This window comes from Psychrobacillus antarcticus, from assembly GCF_029533155.1.
GTDB classification, from domain to species: Bacteria; Bacillota; Bacilli; order Bacillales_A; family Planococcaceae; genus Psychrobacillus; species Psychrobacillus antarcticus.
This window is the reverse complement of the sequence record NZ_JAIZDB010000003.1, coordinates 14,702-36,999: the sequence shown is the minus strand read 5'-3', so window position 1 is coordinate 36,999 and position 22,298 is coordinate 14,702. Positions and strand designations below refer to the sequence as shown.

25 protein-coding genes and 1 pseudogene are annotated in these 22,298 nt (G+C 35.1%); 5 read left to right on the top strand and 21 right to left on the bottom strand.

Annotated elements, in window-relative coordinates; genetic code table 11:
- The first annotated feature begins 37 nt into the window (after positions 1 to 37).
- Positions 38 to 1,387 (top strand): MATE family efflux transporter, encoded by a 1,350-nt coding sequence (locus LDK52_RS02340; protein WP_277584346.1) that lies wholly within the window; start codon positions 38 to 40, stop codon positions 1,385 to 1,387.
- Between the two features lie 573 nt (positions 1,388 to 1,960).
- Here LDK52_RS02340 and LDK52_RS02335 read toward each other — a convergent pair.
- From LDK52_RS02335 to LDK52_RS02310, 6 genes and pseudogenes are all read right to left on the bottom strand, one after another.
- Complete coding sequence (locus tag LDK52_RS02335) at positions 1,961 to 2,839, bottom strand: CAP domain-containing protein (protein WP_277584345.1); 879 nt, start codon at positions 2,837 to 2,839, stop codon at positions 1,961 to 1,963.
- 159 nt (positions 2,840 to 2,998) lie between these two features.
- Positions 2,999 to 3,259, bottom strand: coding sequence for a hypothetical protein (locus LDK52_RS02330; protein ID WP_277584344.1), 261 nt, complete (start codon positions 3,257 to 3,259; stop codon positions 2,999 to 3,001).
- Positions 3,252 to 4,157 (bottom strand): CobW family GTP-binding protein, encoded by a 906-nt coding sequence (locus LDK52_RS02325; protein WP_277584343.1) that lies wholly within the window; start codon positions 4,155 to 4,157, stop codon positions 3,252 to 3,254. The genes LDK52_RS02330 and LDK52_RS02325 overlap by 8 nt, the downstream gene beginning before the upstream one ends.
- A 63-nt stretch (positions 4,158 to 4,220) precedes the next feature.
- A pseudogene (locus tag LDK52_RS02320) lies at positions 4,221 to 5,703 on the bottom strand (S41 family peptidase).
- Between the two features lie 130 nt (positions 5,704 to 5,833).
- Complete coding sequence (gene deoD, locus LDK52_RS02315; protein WP_277584342.1) at positions 5,834 to 6,538, bottom strand: purine-nucleoside phosphorylase; 705 nt, start codon at positions 6,536 to 6,538, stop codon at positions 5,834 to 5,836.
- A gap of 71 nt (positions 6,539 to 6,609) precedes the next feature.
- Positions 6,610 to 6,831: a YozE family protein gene (locus tag LDK52_RS02310; protein ID WP_277584341.1), complete on the bottom strand. Its 222-nt coding sequence runs from the start codon at positions 6,829 to 6,831 to the stop codon at positions 6,610 to 6,612.
- 120 nt (positions 6,832 to 6,951) lie between these two features.
- Between LDK52_RS02310 and LDK52_RS02305 the strand changes: the two genes are divergently transcribed.
- The gene (locus LDK52_RS02305) at positions 6,952 to 8,814 is read left to right on the top strand and encodes a methyl-accepting chemotaxis protein (RefSeq protein ID WP_277584340.1); all 1,863 of its coding nucleotides are present in this window, start codon (positions 6,952 to 6,954) and stop codon (positions 8,812 to 8,814) included.
- 286 nt (positions 8,815 to 9,100) lie between these two features.
- Here LDK52_RS02305 and LDK52_RS02300 read toward each other — a convergent pair whose 3' ends face one another.
- From LDK52_RS02300 to LDK52_RS02250, 11 genes are all read right to left on the bottom strand, one after another.
- On the bottom strand, positions 9,101 to 9,376 hold the full coding sequence (locus LDK52_RS02300; RefSeq protein ID WP_277584339.1) for a hypothetical protein: 276 nt from the start codon (positions 9,374 to 9,376) through the stop codon (positions 9,101 to 9,103).
- Positions 9,377 to 9,754: 378 nt separating this feature from the next.
- A complete protein-coding gene (msrB, locus tag LDK52_RS02295; RefSeq protein WP_277584338.1) occupies positions 9,755 to 10,168 on the bottom strand; it encodes a peptide-methionine (R)-S-oxide reductase MsrB in 414 nt (137 codons plus the stop codon).
- Positions 10,169 to 10,690 (bottom strand): peptide-methionine (S)-S-oxide reductase MsrA, encoded by a 522-nt coding sequence (gene msrA / locus LDK52_RS02290; RefSeq protein ID WP_277584337.1) that lies wholly within the window; start codon positions 10,688 to 10,690, stop codon positions 10,169 to 10,171.
- A gap of 11 nt (positions 10,691 to 10,701) precedes the next feature.
- Positions 10,702 to 11,274, bottom strand: a complete 573-nt coding sequence (locus tag LDK52_RS02285) for a YpmS family protein (protein ID WP_277584336.1) — start codon at positions 11,272 to 11,274, stop codon at positions 10,702 to 10,704.
- 12 nt (positions 11,275 to 11,286) lie between these two features.
- A complete protein-coding gene (locus tag LDK52_RS02280) occupies positions 11,287 to 12,093 on the bottom strand; it encodes a GDSL-type esterase/lipase family protein (RefSeq protein WP_277584335.1) in 807 nt (268 codons plus the stop codon).
- 54 nt (positions 12,094 to 12,147) lie between these two features.
- Positions 12,148 to 12,987 carry a DegV family protein gene (locus LDK52_RS02275; protein ID WP_277584334.1) on the bottom strand — a complete coding sequence of 280 codons (840 nt, stop codon included), beginning with the start codon at positions 12,985 to 12,987 and terminating at the stop codon, positions 12,148 to 12,150.
- Positions 12,988 to 13,173: 186 nt separating this feature from the next.
- Positions 13,174 to 13,662, bottom strand: a complete 489-nt coding sequence (locus tag LDK52_RS02270) for a dihydrofolate reductase (protein ID WP_277584333.1) — start codon at positions 13,660 to 13,662, stop codon at positions 13,174 to 13,176.
- Positions 13,663 to 13,678: 16 nt separating this feature from the next.
- The gene (locus tag LDK52_RS02265) at positions 13,679 to 14,623 is read right to left on the bottom strand and encodes a thymidylate synthase (RefSeq protein ID WP_277584332.1); all 945 of its coding nucleotides are present in this window, start codon (positions 14,621 to 14,623) and stop codon (positions 13,679 to 13,681) included.
- Positions 14,624 to 14,664: 41 nt separating this feature from the next.
- On the bottom strand, positions 14,665 to 15,234 hold the full coding sequence (locus LDK52_RS02260; RefSeq protein WP_277584331.1) for a YpjP family protein: 570 nt from the start codon (positions 15,232 to 15,234) through the stop codon (positions 14,665 to 14,667).
- Between the two features lie 315 nt (positions 15,235 to 15,549).
- Positions 15,550 to 16,329 (bottom strand): class I SAM-dependent methyltransferase, encoded by a 780-nt coding sequence (locus tag LDK52_RS02255; protein WP_277584330.1) that lies wholly within the window; start codon positions 16,327 to 16,329, stop codon positions 15,550 to 15,552.
- Positions 16,326 to 16,763 carry a BrxA/BrxB family bacilliredoxin gene (locus tag LDK52_RS02250; protein ID WP_277584329.1) on the bottom strand — a complete coding sequence of 146 codons (438 nt, stop codon included), beginning with the start codon at positions 16,761 to 16,763 and terminating at the stop codon, positions 16,326 to 16,328. Before LDK52_RS02250 ends, LDK52_RS02255 begins: the two co-directional genes overlap by 4 nt.
- Positions 16,764 to 17,343: 580 nt before the next feature.
- Between LDK52_RS02250 and LDK52_RS02245 the strand changes: the two genes are divergently transcribed.
- Complete coding sequence (locus LDK52_RS02245; protein ID WP_277584328.1) at positions 17,344 to 17,775, top strand: TetR/AcrR family transcriptional regulator; 432 nt, start codon at positions 17,344 to 17,346, stop codon at positions 17,773 to 17,775.
- 228 nt (positions 17,776 to 18,003) lie between these two features.
- Positions 18,004 to 18,183, top strand: coding sequence for a hypothetical protein (locus LDK52_RS02240; RefSeq protein ID WP_277584327.1), 180 nt, complete (start codon positions 18,004 to 18,006; stop codon positions 18,181 to 18,183).
- Between the two features lie 662 nt (positions 18,184 to 18,845).
- Here LDK52_RS02240 and LDK52_RS02235 read toward each other — a convergent pair.
- The 3 genes from LDK52_RS02235 to LDK52_RS02225 all read right to left on the bottom strand — a co-directional run bounded on the left by LDK52_RS02235 (position 18,846) and on the right by LDK52_RS02225 (position 20,648).
- On the bottom strand, positions 18,846 to 19,337 hold the full coding sequence (locus tag LDK52_RS02235) for a GNAT family N-acetyltransferase (protein ID WP_277584326.1): 492 nt from the start codon (positions 19,335 to 19,337) through the stop codon (positions 18,846 to 18,848).
- Positions 19,338 to 19,356: 19 nt separating this feature from the next.
- On the bottom strand, positions 19,357 to 19,782 hold the full coding sequence (locus tag LDK52_RS02230) for a hypothetical protein (RefSeq protein WP_277584325.1): 426 nt from the start codon (positions 19,780 to 19,782) through the stop codon (positions 19,357 to 19,359).
- Positions 19,783 to 19,898: 116 nt separating this feature from the next.
- A complete protein-coding gene (locus tag LDK52_RS02225) occupies positions 19,899 to 20,648 on the bottom strand; it encodes an alpha/beta hydrolase (RefSeq protein WP_277584324.1) in 750 nt (249 codons plus the stop codon).
- 136 nt (positions 20,649 to 20,784) lie between these two features.
- Between LDK52_RS02225 and LDK52_RS02220 the strand changes: the two genes are divergently transcribed.
- On the top strand, positions 20,785 to 21,660 hold the full coding sequence (locus LDK52_RS02220; protein ID WP_277584323.1) for a LysR family transcriptional regulator: 876 nt from the start codon (positions 20,785 to 20,787) through the stop codon (positions 21,658 to 21,660).
- On the opposite strand, the gene LDK52_RS02215 is transcribed toward LDK52_RS02220, so the two are convergent.
- Positions 21,642 to 22,073, bottom strand: a complete 432-nt coding sequence (locus tag LDK52_RS02215; RefSeq protein WP_277584322.1) for a GNAT family N-acetyltransferase — start codon at positions 22,071 to 22,073, stop codon at positions 21,642 to 21,644. The two genes, LDK52_RS02220 and LDK52_RS02215, sit on opposite strands and share 19 nt — an antisense overlap.
- Positions 22,074 to 22,298: the final 225 nt, after the last annotated feature.

Here is a 22,298-nt window from a genome sequence, read left to right as displayed (position 1 = left end):
CCTAACTAATTTATAACTTTAAAGGATGTATGCCAACATGTACGAAATGAGAACTCTACCAGAAAAAAGTAAGTATATGATTAAAATCGTCTTACCCATATTAATCACACAGATTGCACTCTATTTAATGACCTTCTTTGATATTTTAATGACAAGTAAATATAGTATTGCCCATTTAGCTGGTGTATCGATTGGTTCTTCTTTATGGGTACCTGTATATACCGCCTTAACCGGTATATTAATAGGCATTACGCCAATTGTAGCACAATTAATAGGAGCAAAAAAGAATAAAGATGTACGTACCTTTGTACAACAGGGATTTTATATTGGAATAGTCCTAGCTATTATTGTTTTTATAGGTATTTTTCTGCTCATAGATCCAGTATTAAATGCAATACCCCTTGAACCTAGTGTACGCATAGTAGCAAAGAATTATTTGTTCATGCTGAGTATTGGACTCATTCCATTATTTTTATATAGTGTGTTACGATCTTTTATCGACGCGTTAGGAAAAACGAGAGTTTCCATGTTCATCATCCTATTGTCTGCGCCTATTAACATCGTATTAAATTACATACTCATATATGGGAAACTAGGCTTCCCAGAATTAGGTGGAGTCGGCGCAGGACTAGCCTCGGCAATTACATACTGGCTTATATTATTGATCGCCATTATTATCGTTCTTAGGGTTAAACCATTTGCAGATTTAAAAATATTTTACAGTTGGACCAAACCATCTCTCATTAAAATACGTACACTAATGAAAATCGGCGTACCCATTGGGTTATCTCTTTTTGCAGAAACAACTATATTTTCGGCTGTCACCATACTAATGAGTGTTTATTCAACCGAAGTGATTTCGGCTCATCAAATAGCAATGAATTTCACCTCTTTGCTATATATGATCCCTCTGAGCATCGCAATGGGAGCTACGATTTTAGTAGGATATGAAATTGGGGCAAAACGATACGCAGATGCGCGAGTATATAGTTGGTTAAGTGTTGTAACAGCCATATGTTTTAGTTTAATTTCTATTTCGATTTTGTTGTTATTTAGAGAGCAAATTGCCTCTGTGTATACGGATGATCCTTATGTCATCAAATTGACCGTCCAATTCTTCTTCTTCGCCGCATTGTTCCAATTATCTGATGCCATTCAGGCACCTGTGCAAGGAGCACTACGTGGTTATAAAGATGTGACAATAACATTTATCATGGCTATCATTTCTTACTGGATAATTGGTTTACCAACTGGGTATGCCTTAGCTAATTACACTTCGTTTGAGCGCTTTGGTTATTGGATTGGATTGATCGTAGGTTTGTCTATAGGGGCTATCACGCTTACTATACGGCTCATCTATTTACAGAAGAAAATGAAGAAACAGTGATATTATATTTGATAATAAAACTCCTTACTGCAGAAGGAGATAAAAAGAGTGTTTTCTACACGGATATGCGCAGCCACAAGCTACGCATGAGCCTTCAAGGATGGTCGCTATCCCTTTTGACGTCTCATTCTTCGCGCTCCTGCAGCTTTGAAGGCGCTCATCCTAGGAACCGCTAGCAAATTAGAATTCACTTTCTAAAATGACGTATTATTGCATTATCTGTATACAAGACGCCCGCTGATAATGTATATTTTTTCCGTTTCGCAAGTATATCATCTCTAAGCGCGGGTAAATGAACAGTAACCGCCAGTAACCTGTTGAGCAGCGCAAGTAATCGAAGCATGAACGATAGTATTCGCCAATCAAACGCAAGTAGCCGTCTACTAAGAAGAAACAGATCTATTAAGATCATTCTACACGAGCTTGCTCAGAATCGTTCCTGGATGTGTTTGTCGTCGCTATCGCTCAATAACTACGCTCCTACAGCTTACAAGACGCACATCCTAGGTTGCCGCTGGTAAATTCATATAAATTCAAAAAAGCGACGCAAATGCGTCGCTTTTTGTGTATTAATTATTTACCAATGAATTGTTGTGTCCAATAATATCCACTATCAGATAATCCTACACCGATATGTGTAAATGAAGCATTCATAATGTTAGCTTTATGACCTGGGGAATTCATCCATCCTTCTACAACTTCCGCAGGGGTACGTTGACCCATTGCAATGTTTTCTGCAGCAGATTTATACGTAATTCCCATTGACTTCATTTGATCAAATGGTGATCCGTAAGTTGGGCTTGTATGAGAAAAATAGTTTTTATTTTTCATATCTTGAGATTTTGCTTGAGCTGACTGAGTAAGTTTTGTATCAATTTGAAGTGCTTGCAATCCAGCCTTTGCACGTTCTTGATTTGTTAAGTTCACAACCTGTTGAATTTCAGAAGTAACTTTAACCTCTTCTTTCACTTCAGGTGCTGGCTTTTGTACTACTGGTTCTTGAACTACTGGTTCTTGAACTGGTGCTACTGGCTCTTTTACTGCTGGTTTTTCTTCAACTGGCTTAGCCGGAGTTACCACTTCTGGTTTTTCTTCTACTGGTTTAGCCGGAGTTACCACTTCTGGTTTTTGTACTGGTTCCGCTGGTTTCTCAACTACAGGAAGTGGAGTTTTTTCATCTTTATCTATAACTACTGGTTTTTTCTCTACTTGGTTTATAATCTTAGATACATCTGTAAGATTTAGAAGCTTTGCAAATGTTACTTGCATGTTGGAATCCCATTTCACATTATAGTTAAAGCTATTTGGAGCTTCCCATTTGTATGAGACGGATGTTTTTGCCTCGGAAGTAGTTGGTGAAAACTCAGTATTCATAGATGCGCTAGCTGTATTTGCAGAGATTAATAATCCACTAGCTAAAATTCCAGCCATAATCGTATGTTTTTTATTCATGTTTCATTTCCTCCTTCTTTTGTGCTCCCCTATTGTAAACACAAAATAGAATGAAATTTTTACATAAAATCCTCCAACAAAACCAATTACATTTTCTTTTCTTTTAAATCTACAAATCTAGTAAAGATTTTTGGATAACTTAACCACTTTACTAAAATATTAGCTTTTATAACCGGTTGACAGTTTTTTATATTCTTCCTTATATAGCTCAATCATCAATTTCTGCTGTTGGTCAGATAACTTACTATTTTTAATACGATACATGGCTAAACTATATTTTTTTTCAATCCCTAACCTCGCTCTTGGGTGAGTAAATTCATCTAATAACTCCGAATGAATGAAAGCTCTGATCTCTTCTTCGGCTTGAATATTACTAACTGACTGACGGTTTTGATAAAGTAATTGGAACGCTTTAATCAACTGGATTATTACCTATCACAGTGATGGATTCCACTCGTTCTCCAATAATAACAATCTGAGGCTGCATTTTAATGTATTCCGGAAGCCACTGAACCATCCCGTATGCATATTGAAACAGAAAAGGATTTTTAGATCCTTTTAACGGGACATAGCCCTTCATACGATAAATAGTATCTGGTAGTTCTTTAACCCATTGTTCAAACTCTTCCTTATCAACTGGCTCTGAAAAAGTGTGTAAACGGGAAGATAATGAAAGTTGTTTTCCTAAGGCCGCTTGTTTGACCTCTTGACCATAATAAGTAGCTTCTAAGTTGGTTATCATTTTTAACGGCAATTTAGCATTTGACGTCTGGATAATAGGAGCGTGACTATTTAATCCTTGAATTTGCATCGTTACCGTTGCTACTTCATCATCAGACAGAAGATCTACCTTATTTGCTACTATTAAATGCGCATGTTTAATTTGCTCCATAAATAACATACGTGTCTGAGGGGACATTTTGTCTCTATCGATCCATCTTTTGCAATCTGCCACTGTAATAATACCCTTCATATTTAATCTACTAGCAAAGTAAGGAGATAAAACTGCATCCATTGCTTCAACAGGATGAGCGGCACCTGTTGTTTCGATTAATAGTATATCAAACTCTTCTCCTTCTAGTAACATTTGTAGCTGTGCTTCCATTTTTTCAGCACCAGTACAGCAAATACACCCTTCCAGCATTTCTTTTATCGGAACATCATCATCCACTGATCTACTATCAAAAGGTAATTTCCCTAATTCATTCATGATTACAGCTGGCTTTAGCCCTTCTGCTTTCAATTGTCCAATTAAATGAGATAATAAAGACGTTTTTCCGCTTCCTAAAAATCCACTTAGTAGATAGACATCTATCATATAGTTTAACTCCCTTTATATCGTTGAAAAAGCTGACCAAAAGGCCAGCTCTCCTTCAACTATTTATTTGTTTAACAAATCCGTTACTACTTTTTGCGCTTTTAATAACTGTGGATCCTCTTCTAAGATTTTCGCTCTTAGTTTATCCATCAATTGATAGGACGTTTCTCCATCAATATCTCCAGATACAGCAAGTTTATTGTCTGATTGGAACTTCTTCACAGCAGCATTCATCTGATCATCAAAGTTACCATCTACTACACCTACATCATATCCTACCGCTTGCAGCATTTCTTCTGCAGTTTGAACTGCTTCAGATGATTGGTTTATTTTTAAAGTTACAGTAGTATCCAAAGGTGGTAACATCGAATATGCTGGATATTCCACTACATGGTCTGGTAGAATTCCTTTATCATGAATCCAATTTCCATTTGGCGTTAACCATTTGGCAGTTGTGATTTTAATGTTTGAACCATCTGGTAAGTCATTCACTGTTTGGACAGTCCCTTTACCAAAAGAATTTGTACCTACTAATGGAACATTAGCCGATTCACTTAAAGCGCCAGCTAGAATTTCTGATGCTGATGCACTACCCTCATCAATGATTACCGTAACAGGTACATCGACGCGAGTTCCAGGCGTAGCAACAGTTACCTCTTTGTTATCCTGAATTTCAATTTGTAGAATGTTTTCCCCTGCTTTAACAAAGAGATTAGAAATATCGATTGCAGAAGATAGAAGGCCACCAGGATTTTGGCGAACATCAAGTACTAATGCTTTCATGCCCGCTTTCTCCATTGCATCTATTGCAGTTAGCAGTTCATCGTATGTGTTTGTAGAAAAACTGGATATAATAATATGAGCTACTTGATCATCTAACATTTCTGCATAAACTGTTTCAATCGGAATATCGTCACGTACAATTGTTACTTCCATTAAAGCATTCGTACCTCGTTGTATAGACAAAGTTACTTCTGTCCCTTTACTACCTCGAATAAGTAATACTGCTTCAGAAGCACTATATCCTTTAATATCTTTTCCATCTACTGCTATGATTTGGTCATTGGGCATCAATCCAGCTTTTTCAGCAGGTGAGTTTTTGATAGGAGAAACAATGTTTATAACACCATCTCTTTCTTGAATCTCTGCACCTATACCTTGAAAGCTAGAAGAAATATTTTCATTGAATTGTGATGCCTCATCTTGGTCCATATAGTCAGAATATGGATCTTCTAAAGCATCAATCATCCCGTTAATAGCCCCATTAATGACTGCCTCTTCATTGACCTCTTTATAGTATTCTTCCTCTAATTTATCATATGCCAAATACAATTTAGAAAACTCTGGACGGCTCTACCTGACTAACTGTGTTTCCGTTAACAGCTTTTTCGTCACCCCAAGTTAATGCAATCATGGTAACTGCTGCAGTTGCCACGACTAGGGCAAAAGTACTTAGTAGGAAAACAAAAGGTTTTATTTTTATATATTTTGATGCGGGTTTTACTTCTGTTATCTCTTCTTCATTATTTTGTTTTTGTTCGTCCAAATTCTTTCACCCTTTTCAGTAAAACTTTCCTTCATATTATATGTAGTATTCAATACTTTAAGTCATCGCATTATTTTAAAAAATAGACTGTCATATACATGACAGTCTATTTCAAAGCCCAAAATAAGTATTAGTCTTGAATTGCTGCTTCTAGTGCTACAACTATCATATCGTTGAACGTTGTTTGACGTTCTTCCGAGGTAGTAGCTTCCCCTGTGATAATATGGTCACTAACTGTTAAGACAGACAATGCTTGACGTCCGAATTTAGCAGCAAGTGTATATAATGCTGCAGATTCCATCTCTACTGCTAGAACTCCGTATTCAGCCCACTTTTCATTTTGAGCGTTATCATTGTAGAATAAATCAGCTGTAAATACATTACCAACTTTTAAATTCAACCCAGCTTCTTTACCTGCATTATACGCTTTGTATAACAAGTCAAAGTCAGCAGTTGGTGCGAAACTTATATCATCTAATAAAACTTTGTTCATAGATGAATCTGAAGATGCACTTTGCGCAAGAATTACATCACGAACTTTCACATCTTTTTGGATTGCTCCACATGTTCCAACTCGGATTAACTTTTGTACATCAAACTCACTCATCAATTCAGTCACATAAATTGATATAGAAGGCACTCCCATTCCTGTACCTTGTACAGAAATACGTTTTCCTTTATAAGTTCCCGTATATCCAAACATATTACGAACCTCGTTATATTGAACAACATCCTCTAAGAATGTTTCGGCAATATACTTTGCACGTAATGGATCTCCAGGAAGTAGAATTGTGTCTGCAATTTCACCTTTTTTAGCACTAATATGAATACTCATTTAAATAACCTCATTTCTAATACGTTTCGGCTTAATGATACCGTTTTTTTCCTTCAATTGCAATGAACTTGCTACTTTGAATCTTCCAGATAATACTCCCAAATTTCATCAAAGATTGTTGCAGGCATATTCGGATCTGCAAGCTCTTCAATATATAACGAAATCTTATTAAAAGAGGTTTCTGCTTTTGGAAAATCATGATGGTCAAACATGCTATTAGCAAATATTGCCTTTTCATCTTCCTTTTGACCCCTGCGAAATTTTAATGCAAATAAATAAAACGATTGTCGCATAAGATTATTCCTCCTTTGGTCCTGAAGACTTATAATATTCAAAAAAGTGTAGATAATTCAACCTAAAACAAGTAAAATTAAAAATAATACAAGTTTGACAGATTGAGAGGATTGATACCATTGAGAAATAATATTACAAAGAAATTTAAGTCAATGAATATTTCTAAAATAAAGGCTAAGAAGAATGAAGAAACTACCCCCAAAAATAGTAAGTTTTCATTATTCAAAAAAGGTGGAAAGACGGATAAACAACTAAAACCAAAATATGCAACTAAGGCCAAGTTTTTTCATTCTATTCGCGGTCGAGTTCTTATAATTTTCAGCGTTCTTATTTTAGTCTTAATATCCATGCTTGTCCTTACTTCTACCAAAATGTTTTCCGCACAACAAGCATTAGAGAAATTTACAAATGTAGACATTAAAGAACAGATGATGGTGAACCAAATCTCTACGGAAATTGCAAAACTCGCAAATGCAGAGCAAAGTTATATAATCACCGGTAAGAATGATTATATGACAAGCTATAGAAAATATAAAGAATCAACTATTACAAACATCAAAGAACTATATAAAACGTATGAAAATCGTCCAGACGAATTACAAAAAATCAAAAATATTGACCAGTTTTTCACAACTTATTTACAATACTCTGAACGCGTAATCAAAATTCGCGATGATCAAGGTCTAGAATCAGCTCAAAAGTTAATCAATACTGGAAACGGTAAAACTGCAATGAATTATGTAGATGTACATACAACTGCAATGAATGAACTTCTTAATAAGAATAATGCAAACCAGATTGCTTTATTGAAGAAAGAAAATAACACTTCTCTTATTTTATTTATAGCCCTAACCGCTTTCTCAGTCATTCTTACTTTATCTTTCGGTATTTTCTTATTCTCTTCTATCAAACGTAACACGAATGCTATTAATCGCTCTATTTTAGATATAGCACAAGCTGGCGGAGACTTAACGAGACGAGTAAAAGTTAGATCCAAGGATGAGTTTTCTGAGATTGCAAATAGTACGAATGTGTTAATAGCATCTATAGCTGACCTGGTAAGAAGAGTTAGAGAGCTTACTTTGAATGTTTCGGCTAGTGGACAAGAATTGATGGCTTCATCAGATGACACTGCATTAACCATCCAATCTATCGCTGACTCTACGAATGAAATCGCTGCTGGCAGTGATCAAACATTGAAGAGTATGACAGCAGCAATACAAAAAATGAATTCTTTAGAAGAAGCTACAAGGTATTTAAATAATGACGCTCAGGCAGTAAAAGAAGCTACGGATCATATGATTGAGGCTGCACAAAAAGGTGGAGAATCTGTTCAACATTCGTCTAAAGTCATGATGAGTATCGAGGAGACAATGGCAAATACAACTCAAACAGTGCAATCTCTAGGAACCAAATCAAAAGAAATTACTTCTATTATTAAAACAATCACAACTATTGCGGAACAAACGAACCTATTAGCATTAAATGCTGCAATTGAAGCTGCTCGTGCAGGTGAACATGGGAGAGGATTTGCAGTAGTTGCAGATGAGGTAAGAAAACTTGCGGAACAATCCCAAAATGCTGCAAAAGAAGTTACAGGAATTGTTACTTCTATTCAATCTGAAGTTACTTCCATTATCAAACAAAATCATGAGGGCGTTGAAAATGTTATTCGTGGCGTTGAAGTAGCAAATGAAACGAATGCTTCACTAGACCAAATTATGAATCAAACAAATGAAACGATTTTTATTATTGATAAAATGGTAAAACAAATTGAAGAAACGCTTAACTTTAGTCAAGACGCTGCAGCATCGTTTATAGAAGTTACTCAAATTGCAGAAAATACAGCATCTAATACGGAAACTTCCGCTGCTGCTGCTGAACAAGGATCTGCTGCCATGCAAGAAATTAATGCTTCTGCTGTAGAATTATCCCACCAAGCAGATGAATTAAGTAAAGTGGTAAATGAATTTAAACTTTAATATCCTTTATCAATAAAAATGGTTGGTTATGACTTTCGTCATGACCAACCATTTTTTAATTCTAATATTTCAATTGAAAGGATTTTTACAGAAGACTCTCGAAAAATTTCCCAGTAAGCAAGTAAATCACCGTTGAGAGCAAGTAAACTATATCTGAGCACTAGTAACTATTGAAGTCCCTTGTCCTGCATTAACGGGCAGTAGCAAACTTCCCGTAAAAGCCCGAATGGTTCAACTAAATGCTTACGTTAGTTGAATAATTAAGATGAAGCTTATTTTACATTACTTAGATTTCTCCTCTGAATATATAAGAGAGGAATACAACAAATAAAACACCTAACGAAATAGAACTTAACGAAATATATTTAATAATACCTTTTTCCTTCTTAATGAAAGCGATAATTCCAAGTGTGATACCCGTTAAATAGATAGCAAAACCGATGGGTATGGCTATCATAGACCACTTTCCAAAAGTTATATTGATAGGTGGAAAAATCATGTACGCAATAAAAATCCCAACGACAATTAGAATAATAGAGTACTTACTATACTTCTTTTCCATTTTTGATATCCCCCTTATTGAACTAAAACAGCACAATAGTTAATATGTAATGTTTTACAATCTCTATATTTACTATAAATTAAATATTAGGAAAAATTAATCAAATAAAAAAATTATATTTCTTAATTGTTCGTCTAACATTTGGCACACAAAAATGCACATTACAATTTAATCATACACCAGCTGTTGTAACCTTACAATTTAGGGTAGAATCTACAATGCAAATGCAAATTTCAAATGGACGAAAGTCGTTTTATATCAATAAGAAAACGACTATAAATTGCTATGCAATTTAAAAGTCGTTTGATCTTACATTTTAATGTTTGCGATAGGTAATGGAAGCCATTAGGTTTATCCACTTCCCTTTTACTTACTCATCTATTTAAACATTTTGCTATAATCTTCATAGCCTTCTTCAGCTAATTTTTCTTTTGGAACAAAACGGAGTGCGGCGGAATTGATACAGTACCGTAGACCTGTTTCCTCCTTAGGACCATCTGGGAACACATGTCCTAAATGAGAGTCGGCAGTTTTGCTTCGAACTTCCACTCTTCTCATACCATGCGTGTCATCGAATTTTTCTAACACCTCATGTTCTTCAATGGGACGAGTAAAGCTTGGCCAACCGCAACCTGCATCATATTTATCCTTGGAATGAAATAATGGTTTCCCAGATACTACATCCACGTATATCCCCTCATCAAAATGCTTATCATACTCCCCTTGAAATGGTGGTTCTGTACCGTTTTGTTGTGTCACGTATAATTGCATTTCTGTTAAGTTCTCTTTCATTTATAGCCCCTCCTTCATACTGTCAACAAATGCAGCTCGACCTGAACCCGTGAAATATCCATTGTAGTGTGCAGGGTTTTTCTTATAATAATCTTGATGATAGTCCTCTGCAGGATAAAACTCAGCAGCAGGAAGTATTTTCACTGCAATTTTCACATTAAATTTTCCAGAAGCATCTAAAGCATCCTTCGACGAGATAGCTTGTTCTTTTTGCTCTTCTGTATGATAAAAAATGGCTGTCTGATAGGAAGAACCCCGGTCAAAAAATTGACCATTATCATCAGTTGGATCTATATTGAGCCAAAAAATTTCTAATAAACGATCATAAGAAAATACGGCTGGGTCAAAAGTGATTTGTACTGCTTCATAATGTCCCGTTGCGTTAGAACAAACCTGTTCGTATGTTGGGTTAACTACATGTCCACCCGTATATCCAGAAACTACTTTTTCAATTCCATCGTACGAATCAAAAGGCTTCACCATACACCAAAAACAGCCGCCTGCAAAAGTTGCTTTTTCCATTGTTTCGCCCCCTATTCTTTTGGTATTACAATTTCAAGCGTAATGATATCCTCTGCTAAATTCAACTCTTTTGCTCGGACATGAACACCTGAGGTCATCGGAATATCGGACAACTGGATGAGAACTTCCTCTTCTGCAGGGTTTACAACCATCCAAGAAGGAAGCTCCACTGAATCCCTTAGTAGCTTTAGAATCGTTTCTGGATCCATTTTTAGTGGTCCAATTAGAACAGATGATTGCTCTAATCGAATATTTCCGTTCTCTTCTACATAAGGTTCAAAAAACATTCTTACTGGCAAATTAATAGAAAAAGCAGTAAATTCCGATGTTAGAACAACTTGATCATCTACTGATATTTGAAGTGGAAGAGGTTTTCCACCGATTGCTTTTTTCAGGTACGTATTTGCAATAGCTTCAAAATCCTCTTTTGTAGCATTTACAGTCAACACATTGCCTTCTAGAGGTGTGCTAGTTTCCTCGATCCTTACAGACTCAACAGGAGTGGTTATCCAATAAATGAAGGTTCCAATGCTGCCGACGATTATTAGTACTAATAAAAAAAATGCGATTTTCCATTTATTCATACCATCCACTCCTTAAAACAACAATTCCCTACTATCCACATCTATTAAACCACATTTCTGCATTGAATTTACTATTTCTTCAATGACAAGTTGATAACCTTTACTATTCGGATGGAAGAAGTCCGTATGATAAACTAAATTTACATTGGTGTCGAAAAGATGGTCGATAGGTACATAACAAGCATTGCTATCACTAAAAGCCACCTCTTGTATGGTTTCATTCCAATTGTTTAATATTTGATCAAACTCACTTTTTTCATCTGTGACAATTGTAATAGGATTATATAAACCTATTATAATAATCGGAGCGGTACTATTAATCTCCCGAATCTCTTGAAGTATTTGGTCATAATTTCTTTCAAACTTTTCTAATTCCTTTTCAAATGTCTCTACTTTTAGATTAAACAAATCTTTCTTAACAACATTCATAATATCATTTCCACCAATGGTCAATGTAATGATATTGGCTTTTTGGATTTGGTGATCAATTTCGTCATTCTTTAACATCCTTAACAATTGATCGCTTCTGCGACCTCTTTTTGCAGTATTGGTTAATGGAACGTCTTTTATTCCTTTATATTGGGAAAAATGTAGCTGCAGACGCCCTAGATAACCTTCCCGCTTTAATTCATCCCCTACACCTTTTGTCAAGGAATCCCCAAGTCCAACTACTTCGATTGTTCTCGGGAAAAAGTGAAAAGGAATAACATAATCTTCAAATAGAACCTCCTGTTTTTCCGAAAAGCTGACTTCTACCATATCATTGGAATTACATCCTACTAGAAAAACAATGCTAATAATCATTATTAAGTATTTCATTAGAAACTCCTTTTTGTAAAACAAAGGCAGGGAAGTGTTCCTCCCTGCCTTTTACTATTCAGTCATATACATAAATCCAATAGCTCCAGGTCCTGTATGCGTACTAATGACAGGTGATGTAAATGAAACTTGGATATCTAGGAAACCTGATTCCTTAATGAGGTTCATCAAAGGAGTGGCCATAGACAAACCATTTGCATGTGAAATACCTACTGCTTTGACAACTTTTCCTTTAGTATCTGCTATATATCGGTCAAATAAATAATTGACAACTTGTTTATGGCTTCTTACTTTTGCAATTGGTGTATATTCGCCACCTGCTAAACTGGCGATTGGCTTAATAGAAAGTAAAGACCCAAGCATTGCCTTTCCCTTTCCAATTCGTCCACCTTTAACAAGATTATCCAAAGTATCTACCACTACAAATAAATTAGAATTTTTGCGAATATCTTCTACTTTTTGAATGATTGCTTCTTTTGTTTCGCCATTGTAAGCCATTTTAGCCGCTTCCTCTACTTGGAACAACAATGCAAAGGAAATAAATTTCGAATCGATTACTGTAACAGCTGATTCTGACATCTCGGCTGCAGCCTGTGCTGATTTTACAGTTCCACTCATGCCACCAGTCATATGTATAGAGATAATGTGAGAACCATCTTTACCAAGCTCGTCGTATAACTCCTTAAAGACCCCCGATGATGGTTGGGATGATTTTGGTAGTTCTTTAGACACTGCCATCTTTTCTAAAAATTCTTCTGCATTAATATCTACTCCGTCAGTAAATGATTCACCATCGATTTGGATGGTCAAAGGTACAACATGTATATTATATTGTTCTATCAGTGATGCTGTTAAATCCGCTGTAGAGTCAGTCACAATGTGAACTTTCGGCATGTGTTATCCCTTCCTTCCTAATTAATACTATTATAAGAAGAATAACGGCGTTCTGTAAACTATTTACTAGTGTATATAAATTATTTCGCGCTACTCTTATAGTGTATGTGGCTATAATATTGATTTGAACGTTTTTGGACATAATTATTATTATTTTTCCTACTATTTATAAGTCCACTTATCCACTTATTCACTTATTCTTCTTTCATACACCAAATAAACATACTTAATATCATCTGGAGTTTGCATATCTTCCGTAGTTTCTACTAGCAGCCATTCATCGCCGTATGGAGGGAAAAAAGTATCCCCTTCAAAATTTTCTTGAATAAATGTGATATAAAGTCTATCTGCTTTAGGTAAAATCGCACGAAAAATTTGTTCGCCACCTATTACCATTACTTCCTCATGGTGTGCGTATGCGATTTCGATTGCCTTTACTAAATCCGTCACTACCTCAGCGCCATCTACTTGATAATCGTCATTTCTAGTTACGATAATATTTTTACGTCCTGGTAATACCCGGCCAATGGATTCAAACGTTTTTCTTCCCATTACCATTGCTTTATCCATCGTCATTTTTTTAAAATATGCAAGGTCTCCCGGAATATGCCATGGCATTTTATTTTCAAATCCGATGACTCTGTTAGGATCATGTGCAACAATAAGTGATATCATGTACTTCCTCCTTTAATTATACGGCAATTGGTGCTTTAATTCTCGGGTGTGGATTATAGCCATCTAACTTAATATCTTCTATTTCAAAATCGAATATAGACTCTTTTTCGTCGTTTAATAGAAGGTTTGGTAAAGCACGTGGATCTCTTTCTAATTGAGTTGTCACCTGATCCATATGATTTACATATAAATGAGCGTCTCCTAAAGTATGTACAAATTCTCCAACTTCTAACTGGCATTCTTTTGCTATTAAATGGGTTAATAATGCATAAGAGGCAATGTTAAAGGGGACACCTAGAAATACATCAGCGCTACGTTGATAAAGCTGACAAGACAACTTCCCATTTGCCACATAAAATTGCATGAAGGCGTGACAAGGAGGTAAAGCCATTTCATCTACCTCTGCTGGATTCCATGCAGTGATTATATGTCTTCTAGAGTCAGGATTTTTCTTAATCTGCTCGATGACATTTCGTAATTGGTCAATCGTTTGTCCATCCTTAGACGGCCATGATCTCCATTGACGGCCATAAACTGGACCTAATTCGCCAAACTTATCAGAGAAAGCATCATCCATTAAGATTTTTTCACAAAATATATCCATCTGCTGTTGCACTATATTCTTAAAATCAGGGTCCTTTGCTGCTCGAACTCCAAAACTTGTCATGTCAGGTCCAGTATATTCCTCACTGTTTACCCATTTTTCAAATGCCCACTCATCCCAAATATGATTATTCGCTTGAATAAGTGTTTTAACATTTGTGTCACCCTTTAAAAACCAAAGAAGTTCCGTTGCAACCAAACGAAAAGCTGTCTTTTTCGTTGTAAGAAGTGGGAAACCCTCAGATAGGTCAAAGCGCATTTGATAGCCAAAGACACTTTTTGTGCCAGTTCCAGTCCGATCTCCTTTTTCAATTCCACTATTCATAATATGCTTACACAAAGTAAGGTACTGTTCCATGTCAAATCACTCTTTTCATTTTTAAATCAAAAAAGCTCTCACTAAGAGAGCCATTTTGGTGGTGTATTTTTGGACCAATATATGTCACCTAGCACATAATGTTTAGAATACTTATCTTCCGCCAGGTGATAATGGAAGTTGAAAAAGTACCCCTCTTGTGGTTTTTTGTCCGTTCTAACATGAAAACGGATTAAGTCTTTTTTTGTAGATTCATTATAAATATTAAAAATCTTTTCGTTATAATCTCCAGATGGTTGCTCCGAAATAGCTAACCGAGTTACTTCCTGATTGGATGCTTTAGCAATTGTCATATCAATTACCTCCTGCATCTTCGGAAATATAACATCATCAAATTCATGTTGAATGACTGGTCCTATTCGATTTCCAAACTTTATGTAAGCTTGTTCTCTGGCAACTTCTGTCATGTCTTCAAAAACGGTGGATTCATCTGTAAAGGTTACTTGTTCATAGTCATTCGCTTCAGTAGAAATAGCTCTAGAAGTACTTTTATTATCTAATATTTGCTCCCATATGAAATGACTAGGAGATATTAGACCAAACGTTAGTAATGCAACAGTAATGATTATTGACTTTTGGTACCATTTTTTCATCCTATTCACCTTCAATACTGGTCATTTTTAGTAAAACTCTTCCATCTATTAAAACGTTTTGCGGAACTAAAGGTTTCATCTTCATACATTTCATTGTACAATAAAATATATAAACAATCTATATAGGTTTTTGAATAAAGGAGGAAAATCACGATGGACTCAGGATTAATCATTGGTATCGGATTTTTATTTTTATTAGCATATCTAACATCACTTAACTTTACGGATTGATGTAAAAGTTACATGGAGAATCATGGCAATTGTCATGATTCTCTTTTCATTTCCAATAAATAACGAATACTATTAATTAATATATTATAAATCAATCACACCATAATGAAATTTGGAAGATAATCTAATTTCTCGTTTAAATCCAAATTGTTCAAATAATGGGGAACGGAAATGTGCTTTTAAAACAACTCTTTTTCTCGCAAGTCGTTTTGCCTCTGCCACCCACTCATCAGTTAAAGAATCTTGAACACCAACTTCTCTTAATGCTTGAAAATTGGAAGACTCCTCAATTATTTCATCGAACATTGGATCGACATAAACAACGTCATAGGAATTAGAAGGCATAGGTTTCATATAGTCCACTGCATCTTGATGGATTAGTTGGATATTACTCATACTATTTAGTAATGCCTCATGATTCGTTTCATAATTTTTTAGTCCTACCTCTACCACATACGCGATAAGTGGCTCTTTTTCACATGCATGTACAACGCCTGAATCTCCTACCGCATATGCTGCAATTATGCTATCTGAGCAAAGACCAGCTGTCGTATCTAAAAAGTGATCTCCCTCATTTAATCCTACAGCTTCTAAAAATGAATCTTGCTCTCCATTTAGTAGCCTCTTCATACGAAAAGCAGCAGAATTAGGGTGAAAGAAAAAAGGAGAAGTGGAACCGTATATATACAGTTCCAATCTCTCTTTGCTTACAATGAGCACATTTGCTTGCTGCTCAAGTTGTATGGTAGAAACAGATTTCTTCTGACGTTTTAAGTATGGTAAATTTAAACGTTTAGAAATCTCTCTTGCCTTTAAAATATATTCTTCATTTGTTCTTCCAGCAGTTGTTACTACAGTGTTCATGAAGAAACGACTTGTGATAGAACTCCAGATAGATGATCTTTAATCGTTTCCATCGAGTTGCTTTCAATTTGCTCACGTGGGATGAAATAAGCTAACTGATCATCTTTCCAAATGGCAATTGACGGTGAACTTGGCGGAACATCTCCAAAATATCCACGCATGGTTGCAGTTGCCTCTTGATCTTGTCCAGCAAATACGGTTACTAAGTTTTCAGGTTTAACTTCTAACTCATTTAAAGCATGAACAACTGCAGGTCTAGCAAGGCCAGCAGCACAGCCACATACAGAATTTATGACGATTAAAGAAACTCCACTTGCTGTAGACATATGTTCTTGTACATCCTCAGGAGTTGTAAGCTCTTTGAAACCAGCCCCCGTTAATTCACTTCGCATCGGCCCTACAATACCTTTCATATACTCATCGTATGCATTCATATAATCTCCTACTTTCCATTATGTTCATTTTCCCTTTATATTACGGGACTTGTAATTCCTATTCTACGCATGTATTCAAATAAATTCATCTTTTTTAGCTTTTTTAAAAATTAAACCAAATAAAATTGTAAAGACAAATACACTAGCGGCAGTTGTAATAATACATGGCAAAATATATTCTGAATCCATCAAAAAAATTACATTTTTTCGAAACCAGTTTTGAAAAGGTAGTCCGAAACTAAGTAAGACTGTAAAAAATAGTATCTTAATGCCGATATGCTTCCCTTTAATCTTTTTAATAGCACTATTTACACCTATTCGTAGCAAAGCGAGACATAATCCTACAAACATAAAAATGATAAGATAGTGTTTGACACTTTCATTTAATATAAAACTTTTACCAATCATAATAAGAAGTATAGTTATAGCAGCAGATAAAATAAGCGATTGTTTCTTTGATAGTAGTATTCATTTCCCCTTAAATATTATTTTTAATTTCTAACTATAGATTATATTTCGGCAATGCTTAAGTAATAAGCAATATCGAACACAATGTTGGATGGTTTGAAAGGAGAAAACAATGACTATATACTATGAAATGAAGATAAAAACAAAAAATGCCATTCAAAATGCTTTTATTGATTTACTTTTAGAAAAAAAATTTTCAAAAATTACGATTCGTGAAATCGCTACTATCGCTCAAGTGAATCGTGAAACTGTATATTACCATTATGAAGATAAATTTGATCTATTAAGTAAAATAGAAGGGCAACTTATCACTCAATTATCAGAGAAAATCTTACATTTAACACCTAATAGCGTTCTGCAAGAAGCGCGTGGAGCAATATCTACCTTTTCGAAAAGTGTATTTCAATATATTGAATATCATCAAAAAGTTTTTAACACGTTCCTCTCTCCTCACAGTGACGATGCATTTGCTAGGACATTGCGCCAAATTTTTGTCGATCAATTTTTATCAAAAGATGCTGATCATCAGTCTATAGCAAATTAACCTCCAAAGGAATATGTAGCTCCTTTTGCTGCTTCTGCTTTTTTAGGCATCTTCGAATATTGGCTTACAAAAGGTACGGAAGATGGCGATACAGCTGCAGAATATTATATTGATACGATTTTGATCATTCAAAGACTATCATGACGGAGGGTACTTAGTTCCCGATTTCCCATTGAATAGATTTCACTTACTAGGTTCATACTTCATAAAAAGAAGAAGGTGGACACTTTGGTAAAATATGAACTAACCCTAAATAATTTTTATGTTAAAACGCTTAACGATATTGTTAGACATTACAATGAACTTGTTCCTGAGAATGCCTCTTATTCCTATTCAGCGCAAGATGTTATTGAGTTACTAATCGTTCGGGAGCATGTGAACAGTGAGTTAAGAATTATAAGACCTTAATTATTTCTTTTTCTGCTGTACCAAACTTATTTCAAATTTCCGATAGCTAAATTCAACTTTTTCTTCCCTCCTAATAAGTGGATATATTATTTCATTTTGTTTACTTTTTCCAGTTAATGTATCCCTCTTCCTGATTTCATGCAATAATAGGCTACAGCACTATATTTGTTGAAGTCATAACAAGGAGTTGTATATGTTCTTAATTATACGAAATATTAATGGATCAACAGAAATATTAAAGTCATCAAACAGCTATTTGGATAAAAACTTTTCAGATATAGACAGAGCATTAAAGTTTGTTAAACTGTTAAACAAAAATATTATCCCCTACATGCATTGGAGTGTTTCTAAAGAAATGATGAATAATTGAGCAAATGGGGTATTTCCTACTTGCTTTTTTTTATAGAAACCAAATCATCTTACATATTACAAATATTAGATAGTTTTATACAACAAAAAAAGCCCCACTTCTTCAACAGTGGGGCCCAATCTATTTATATTAAGATTGTCTGAGAATTACGAAGGGAGATCTTCCTCTCATAGAAGCATATTACCCTTCACTCGCTGTTAATAACCTGGTAATTATATCTAGGTGATTTCTCTTGAAGTTGTAGCTTCCCTTGAAATCAGTTTAATCATCTTTTTTCCTTGTTGCACTAATGCTACCCGATTATAAACGTTTGAATAAAGCAATGATCATCATCCACTACATCTTGTCTTTCCTCAAACTGAATATTCATCTCACAATATATCTTTTTCCAAAAGGAAACAGCTGGACTATTCTCCACTAATTCTATAACAAAATATTTCCCTTTTTTAACTTTGAATAGTTCCACTATTGCCTGTCTGCCAAATCCATTACCTTTGTATTTATTTAATACAAAAAGGTCATTTACGCCGAAGTCATAATCTTTTTTTAGGAATGGTCTTTCCACTAGTAGTATAAAACCAATAATGTCTTTCTCTGAAATGATAAAATATGGGGACAATCCTTCTGTTTCCCAAAATTCATCTATCCCATCATATTCAAAGCTACCGTCTTCTCCTATATCTATGTTGGAAGTAAAACTTGAAAGGTCATGTAGATATAAAGAAAAGAGGTTTTTTAAAATAGTTCTCTCTGTTTCTAAAACTTCCTTCAGATGCAGATTCATTAGCTTTCTCCTCCATTCATCATTTATATAATTCCTTATAAGCTAATACTTTTAAAGCGAGCATTTCTTCCTTAGTTAAGTTGCTTTCTAACTTATTAAAAATTTCCTGTTTTTCTTCCGCAGTCATTCCATCTTTAGCTTTTGATTGGATTTCTCGTATTTCACTAATGCCAAATTTTGTTATTAGCGCCCTTGTGGCTTCTTCTTTTGTTTGAAATGGCAGCTTGCTGCTATCTACATTCTTACCCTCTGCTATAAATTCCCGAAGCTCAGGATCATTTTCAATTTCCTTTTTTATCGCTTCCAACTGCCCGCTATCCTGCAACTCTACAGATACTTTTTCCATCACTTGATCGGCGACTAACTTTGGTCCAAAATAATAAGCGGCAACTACGATAATACCTAGAAAAATTACAATGCCCAAAAGTACTTTGATAAACTTCAACAGTCTCCCCCCTAAAATCTTGATTAGTCCTATTATACTACAATCAAAATAATAAAAAACCTCTTACCTATATAGCGCACTTACACGCTCAAAGTAAAAGGCTTATATGTAATTGATCAAGAAGCGACCCAATCGACTTGATTCAGAAATTCGTATACATCCTCGCATACTTTTTCTTTTTCTTTTCCAACAGTAATAATATGGCTAGATTCTTTATACCAAATAATTTCTTTTTCATTTGTATCTACTGTTTCGTGAATATAGGAAGCACTTTTTTGATAGATTTCATCATCTAGTGAGCCTTGCAGTACTAAAGTAGGTGAATTGATCAGCTGTAATCCATTACGAGTCATTTCTGTGATTTCATGAACTCCATCAAATGAATCACTTTTTGTGTTCTTTAATGTTTCTAATTCCGATATTATTTCTTCTTTTGATTTGCCCTCAAATGATTTATAGATTTTAGCGTAATTATATAACCGGTCAAATAACCCTTCCGTGTTATGTCGCTTAATAGGAGCACACATCGATACAACAGCCTTAACAGGAAACTCTTCTGCCACTTTCAATGAGAAAACTCCTCCAAGTGAAATTCCAGCTACTGCAATTTCTTCATATCCTAGATTTTTTAAATGATTATACCCATCAATTACATCCTGCCACCACTCGGCCGGACTAGTTAATAATAATTCTTCCGGTGTAACACCATGTCCTCTGTACATAGGGGCATGACAAGTATAGCCTCTTTTTTGTAAATACTGTCCTAATCTTTTTACATCCTTTGTGCTCCCCGTAAATCCATGAAGTAATAATACCGCTCTTTTCCCGCCTTCTAACGTAAAAGCTTTAGGTGCTACAACTTTCATCTTCATATCCCCTTTATCGAATTAAAGTGTTAATCTGTTGAACTAATAGTAGCATTGACTATTCATAATGTATAATTTATTATTATCATTAATACGATACCTTTTATGCATGATAAAACGGAAGGAAATGATTCAAATGGAATGGCAAAGATTAGAATATTTTCAAACTCTCGCAAGGATTCAACATATGACGAAAGCCGCTGAAATACTAGCTATTTCTCAGCCTGCTTTAAGTAGATCCATTTCAAGTTTGGAACAAGAAATTGGTGTTCCATTATTTGATCGACAAGGTCGTTCGATCATTTTGAATAAATACGGGCAGCTGTTTTTAATAAGGGTCAATAGTATTTTGAAAGAAATGGAGGATGGCTTAGAGGAGATCCAGCACATCATTAATCCTGAACATGGAGAAGTTTCTCTTGGTTTTTTACATACATTAGGTACAAGTACTGTTCCGAATATCATACGGGCGTTTCATAAGGATCATCCACAAATCACTTTTCAGTTTCAACAAAACCATACGCATACTCAGCTGAAGGAATTAAAACTTGGAAACTTAGATTTGTGCTTACTTGCTTCCATGGAAAACGATAATCCGATTGAATGGACGGAGCTTTGGCGAGATGAATTATTTGTAATGGTGCAAGCAAACCACCCGCTTGCGACGCGCAAGAGTATTCTTCTAAAAGAAATAGCGAAGGAATCATTTATAGGGATGAAAAAAGGCTATGCACTTCGGAAAACAACAGATGAAATCTTCGAGAACGGGGGATTAAAACCAAATATTTCCTTTGAAGGCGATGAAGTCGCAACCGTTGCAGGCTTCATCGCTGCCGGTCTAGGGTATTCCATTTTACCCGACGGTGGAGAAACGGATAGGATGACTAAATTGAGAATTGAAGATGCTTTATATGAGCGTGTCATAGGGATGGCAGTAGTGAAAGATCGCTACCTATCCCCTGCTGCTAAATTATTTCACCAGTTCGTTTTGGATTATTTTTTGGAAAAGTAGTAATTTTGTTTTTTAAATACACAATGGAATCGCTCCACACCAAGATATTTTTCACCAAGACTCGTTACTGTAAATCCAATAGAAGCATAAAAATTCACTGCATCCTTATCCGTTTCTGCAAAAATAGAATCTAATTGAAATTGCTCGATAATAAAATATATCATATTACTACCAATTTGCTGTTTTCTACTATCGGGGTCAACAGCAATATGCCTAATTTCACATATACTCGGAGAAACAAATTCTATTCCAATACAACCAACAATGTCAGTTTCCTTAATCATTCCATACAACATTCGATTTGATTTTAATAAATACGAATGATACTCCATCTCCACTTTCTCTTTAGAAACGGCTAAACATAACAGCTCCTCTATTTGAGGATGTATCGTCTCTGAATTAATTAATATCATCTGTTCTTCCTCCAATTGCTAGTCGCTATAAGCATATTGTTGAATGCTTATGTGTAGTGTGTAGAAACATATATTTGGCTAAAAAGCCACTTTTTTTAAAGAGGTTCCTCTTTATCATTAAAGCTATATTTTCATTAATGGAGTAGCGTCAGGAAAATGCGAATTTACAACGGTAAGCATAAGGAATCTCCATTATAAAAAAGACCAACTTCTCGGCAAATTAAA

Bases quoted from the DNA above. Each gene is read 5' to 3' on its own strand.
- deoD (WP_277584342.1), bottom strand. From the start codon at position 6,538: ATGAGTATTCATATTAGTGCTAAAAAAGGTGAAATTGCAGACACAATT.
- LDK52_RS02300 (WP_277584339.1), bottom strand. From the start codon at position 9,376: ATGGAAAAGAAGTATAGTAAGTACTCTATTATTCTAATTGTCGTTGGG.
- LDK52_RS02270 (WP_277584333.1), bottom strand. From the start codon at position 13,662: ATGATATCACTTATTGTTGCACATGATCCTAACAGAGTCATCGGATTT.
- LDK52_RS02340 (WP_277584346.1), top strand. From the start codon at position 38: ATGTACGAAATGAGAACTCTACCAGAAAAAAGTAAGTATATGATTAAA.
- LDK52_RS02225 (WP_277584324.1), bottom strand. From the start codon at position 20,648: ATGAAAGTTGTAGCACCTAAAGCTTTTACGTTAGAAGGCGGGAAAAGA.
- msrB (WP_277584338.1), bottom strand. From the start codon at position 10,168: ATGAAAGAGAACTTAACAGAAATGCAATTATACGTGACACAACAAAAC.
- LDK52_RS02265 (WP_277584332.1), bottom strand. From the start codon at position 14,623: ATGGAACAGTACCTTACTTTGTGTAAGCATATTATGAATAGTGGAATT.
- LDK52_RS02260 (WP_277584331.1), bottom strand. From the start codon at position 15,234: ATGAAAAAATGGTACCAAAAGTCAATAATCATTACTGTTGCATTACTA.
- LDK52_RS02310 (WP_277584341.1), bottom strand. From the start codon at position 6,831: ATGCGACAATCGTTTTATTTATTTGCATTAAAATTTCGCAGGGGTCAA.
- LDK52_RS02280 (WP_277584335.1), bottom strand. From the start codon at position 12,093: ATGAAATACTTAATAATGATTATTAGCATTGTTTTTCTAGTAGGATGT.
- LDK52_RS02335 (WP_277584345.1), bottom strand. From the start codon at position 2,839: ATGAATAAAAAACATACGATTATGGCTGGAATTTTAGCTAGTGGATTA.
- LDK52_RS02285 (WP_277584336.1), bottom strand. From the start codon at position 11,274: ATGAATAAATGGAAAATCGCATTTTTTTTATTAGTACTAATAATCGTC.
- LDK52_RS02255 (WP_277584330.1), bottom strand. From the start codon at position 16,329: ATGAACACTGTAGTAACAACTGCTGGAAGAACAAATGAAGAATATATT.
- LDK52_RS02235 (WP_277584326.1), bottom strand. From the start codon at position 19,337: ATGAATCTGCATCTGAAGGAAGTTTTAGAAACAGAGAGAACTATTTTA.
- LDK52_RS02245 (WP_277584328.1), top strand. From the start codon at position 17,344: ATGACTATATACTATGAAATGAAGATAAAAACAAAAAATGCCATTCAA.
- LDK52_RS02275 (WP_277584334.1), bottom strand. From the start codon at position 12,987: ATGCCGAAAGTTCACATTGTGACTGACTCTACAGCGGATTTAACAGCA.
- LDK52_RS02220 (WP_277584323.1), top strand. From the start codon at position 20,785: ATGGAATGGCAAAGATTAGAATATTTTCAAACTCTCGCAAGGATTCAA.
- LDK52_RS02325 (WP_277584343.1), bottom strand. From the start codon at position 4,157: ATGATAGATGTCTATCTACTAAGTGGATTTTTAGGAAGCGGAAAAACG.
- msrA (WP_277584337.1), bottom strand. From the start codon at position 10,690: ATGGAAAAAGCAACTTTTGCAGGCGGCTGTTTTTGGTGTATGGTGAAG.
- LDK52_RS02215 (WP_277584322.1), bottom strand. From the start codon at position 22,073: ATGATATTAATTAATTCAGAGACGATACATCCTCAAATAGAGGAGCTG.
- LDK52_RS02250 (WP_277584329.1), bottom strand. From the start codon at position 16,763: ATGAATGCATACGATGAGTATATGAAAGGTATTGTAGGGCCGATGCGA.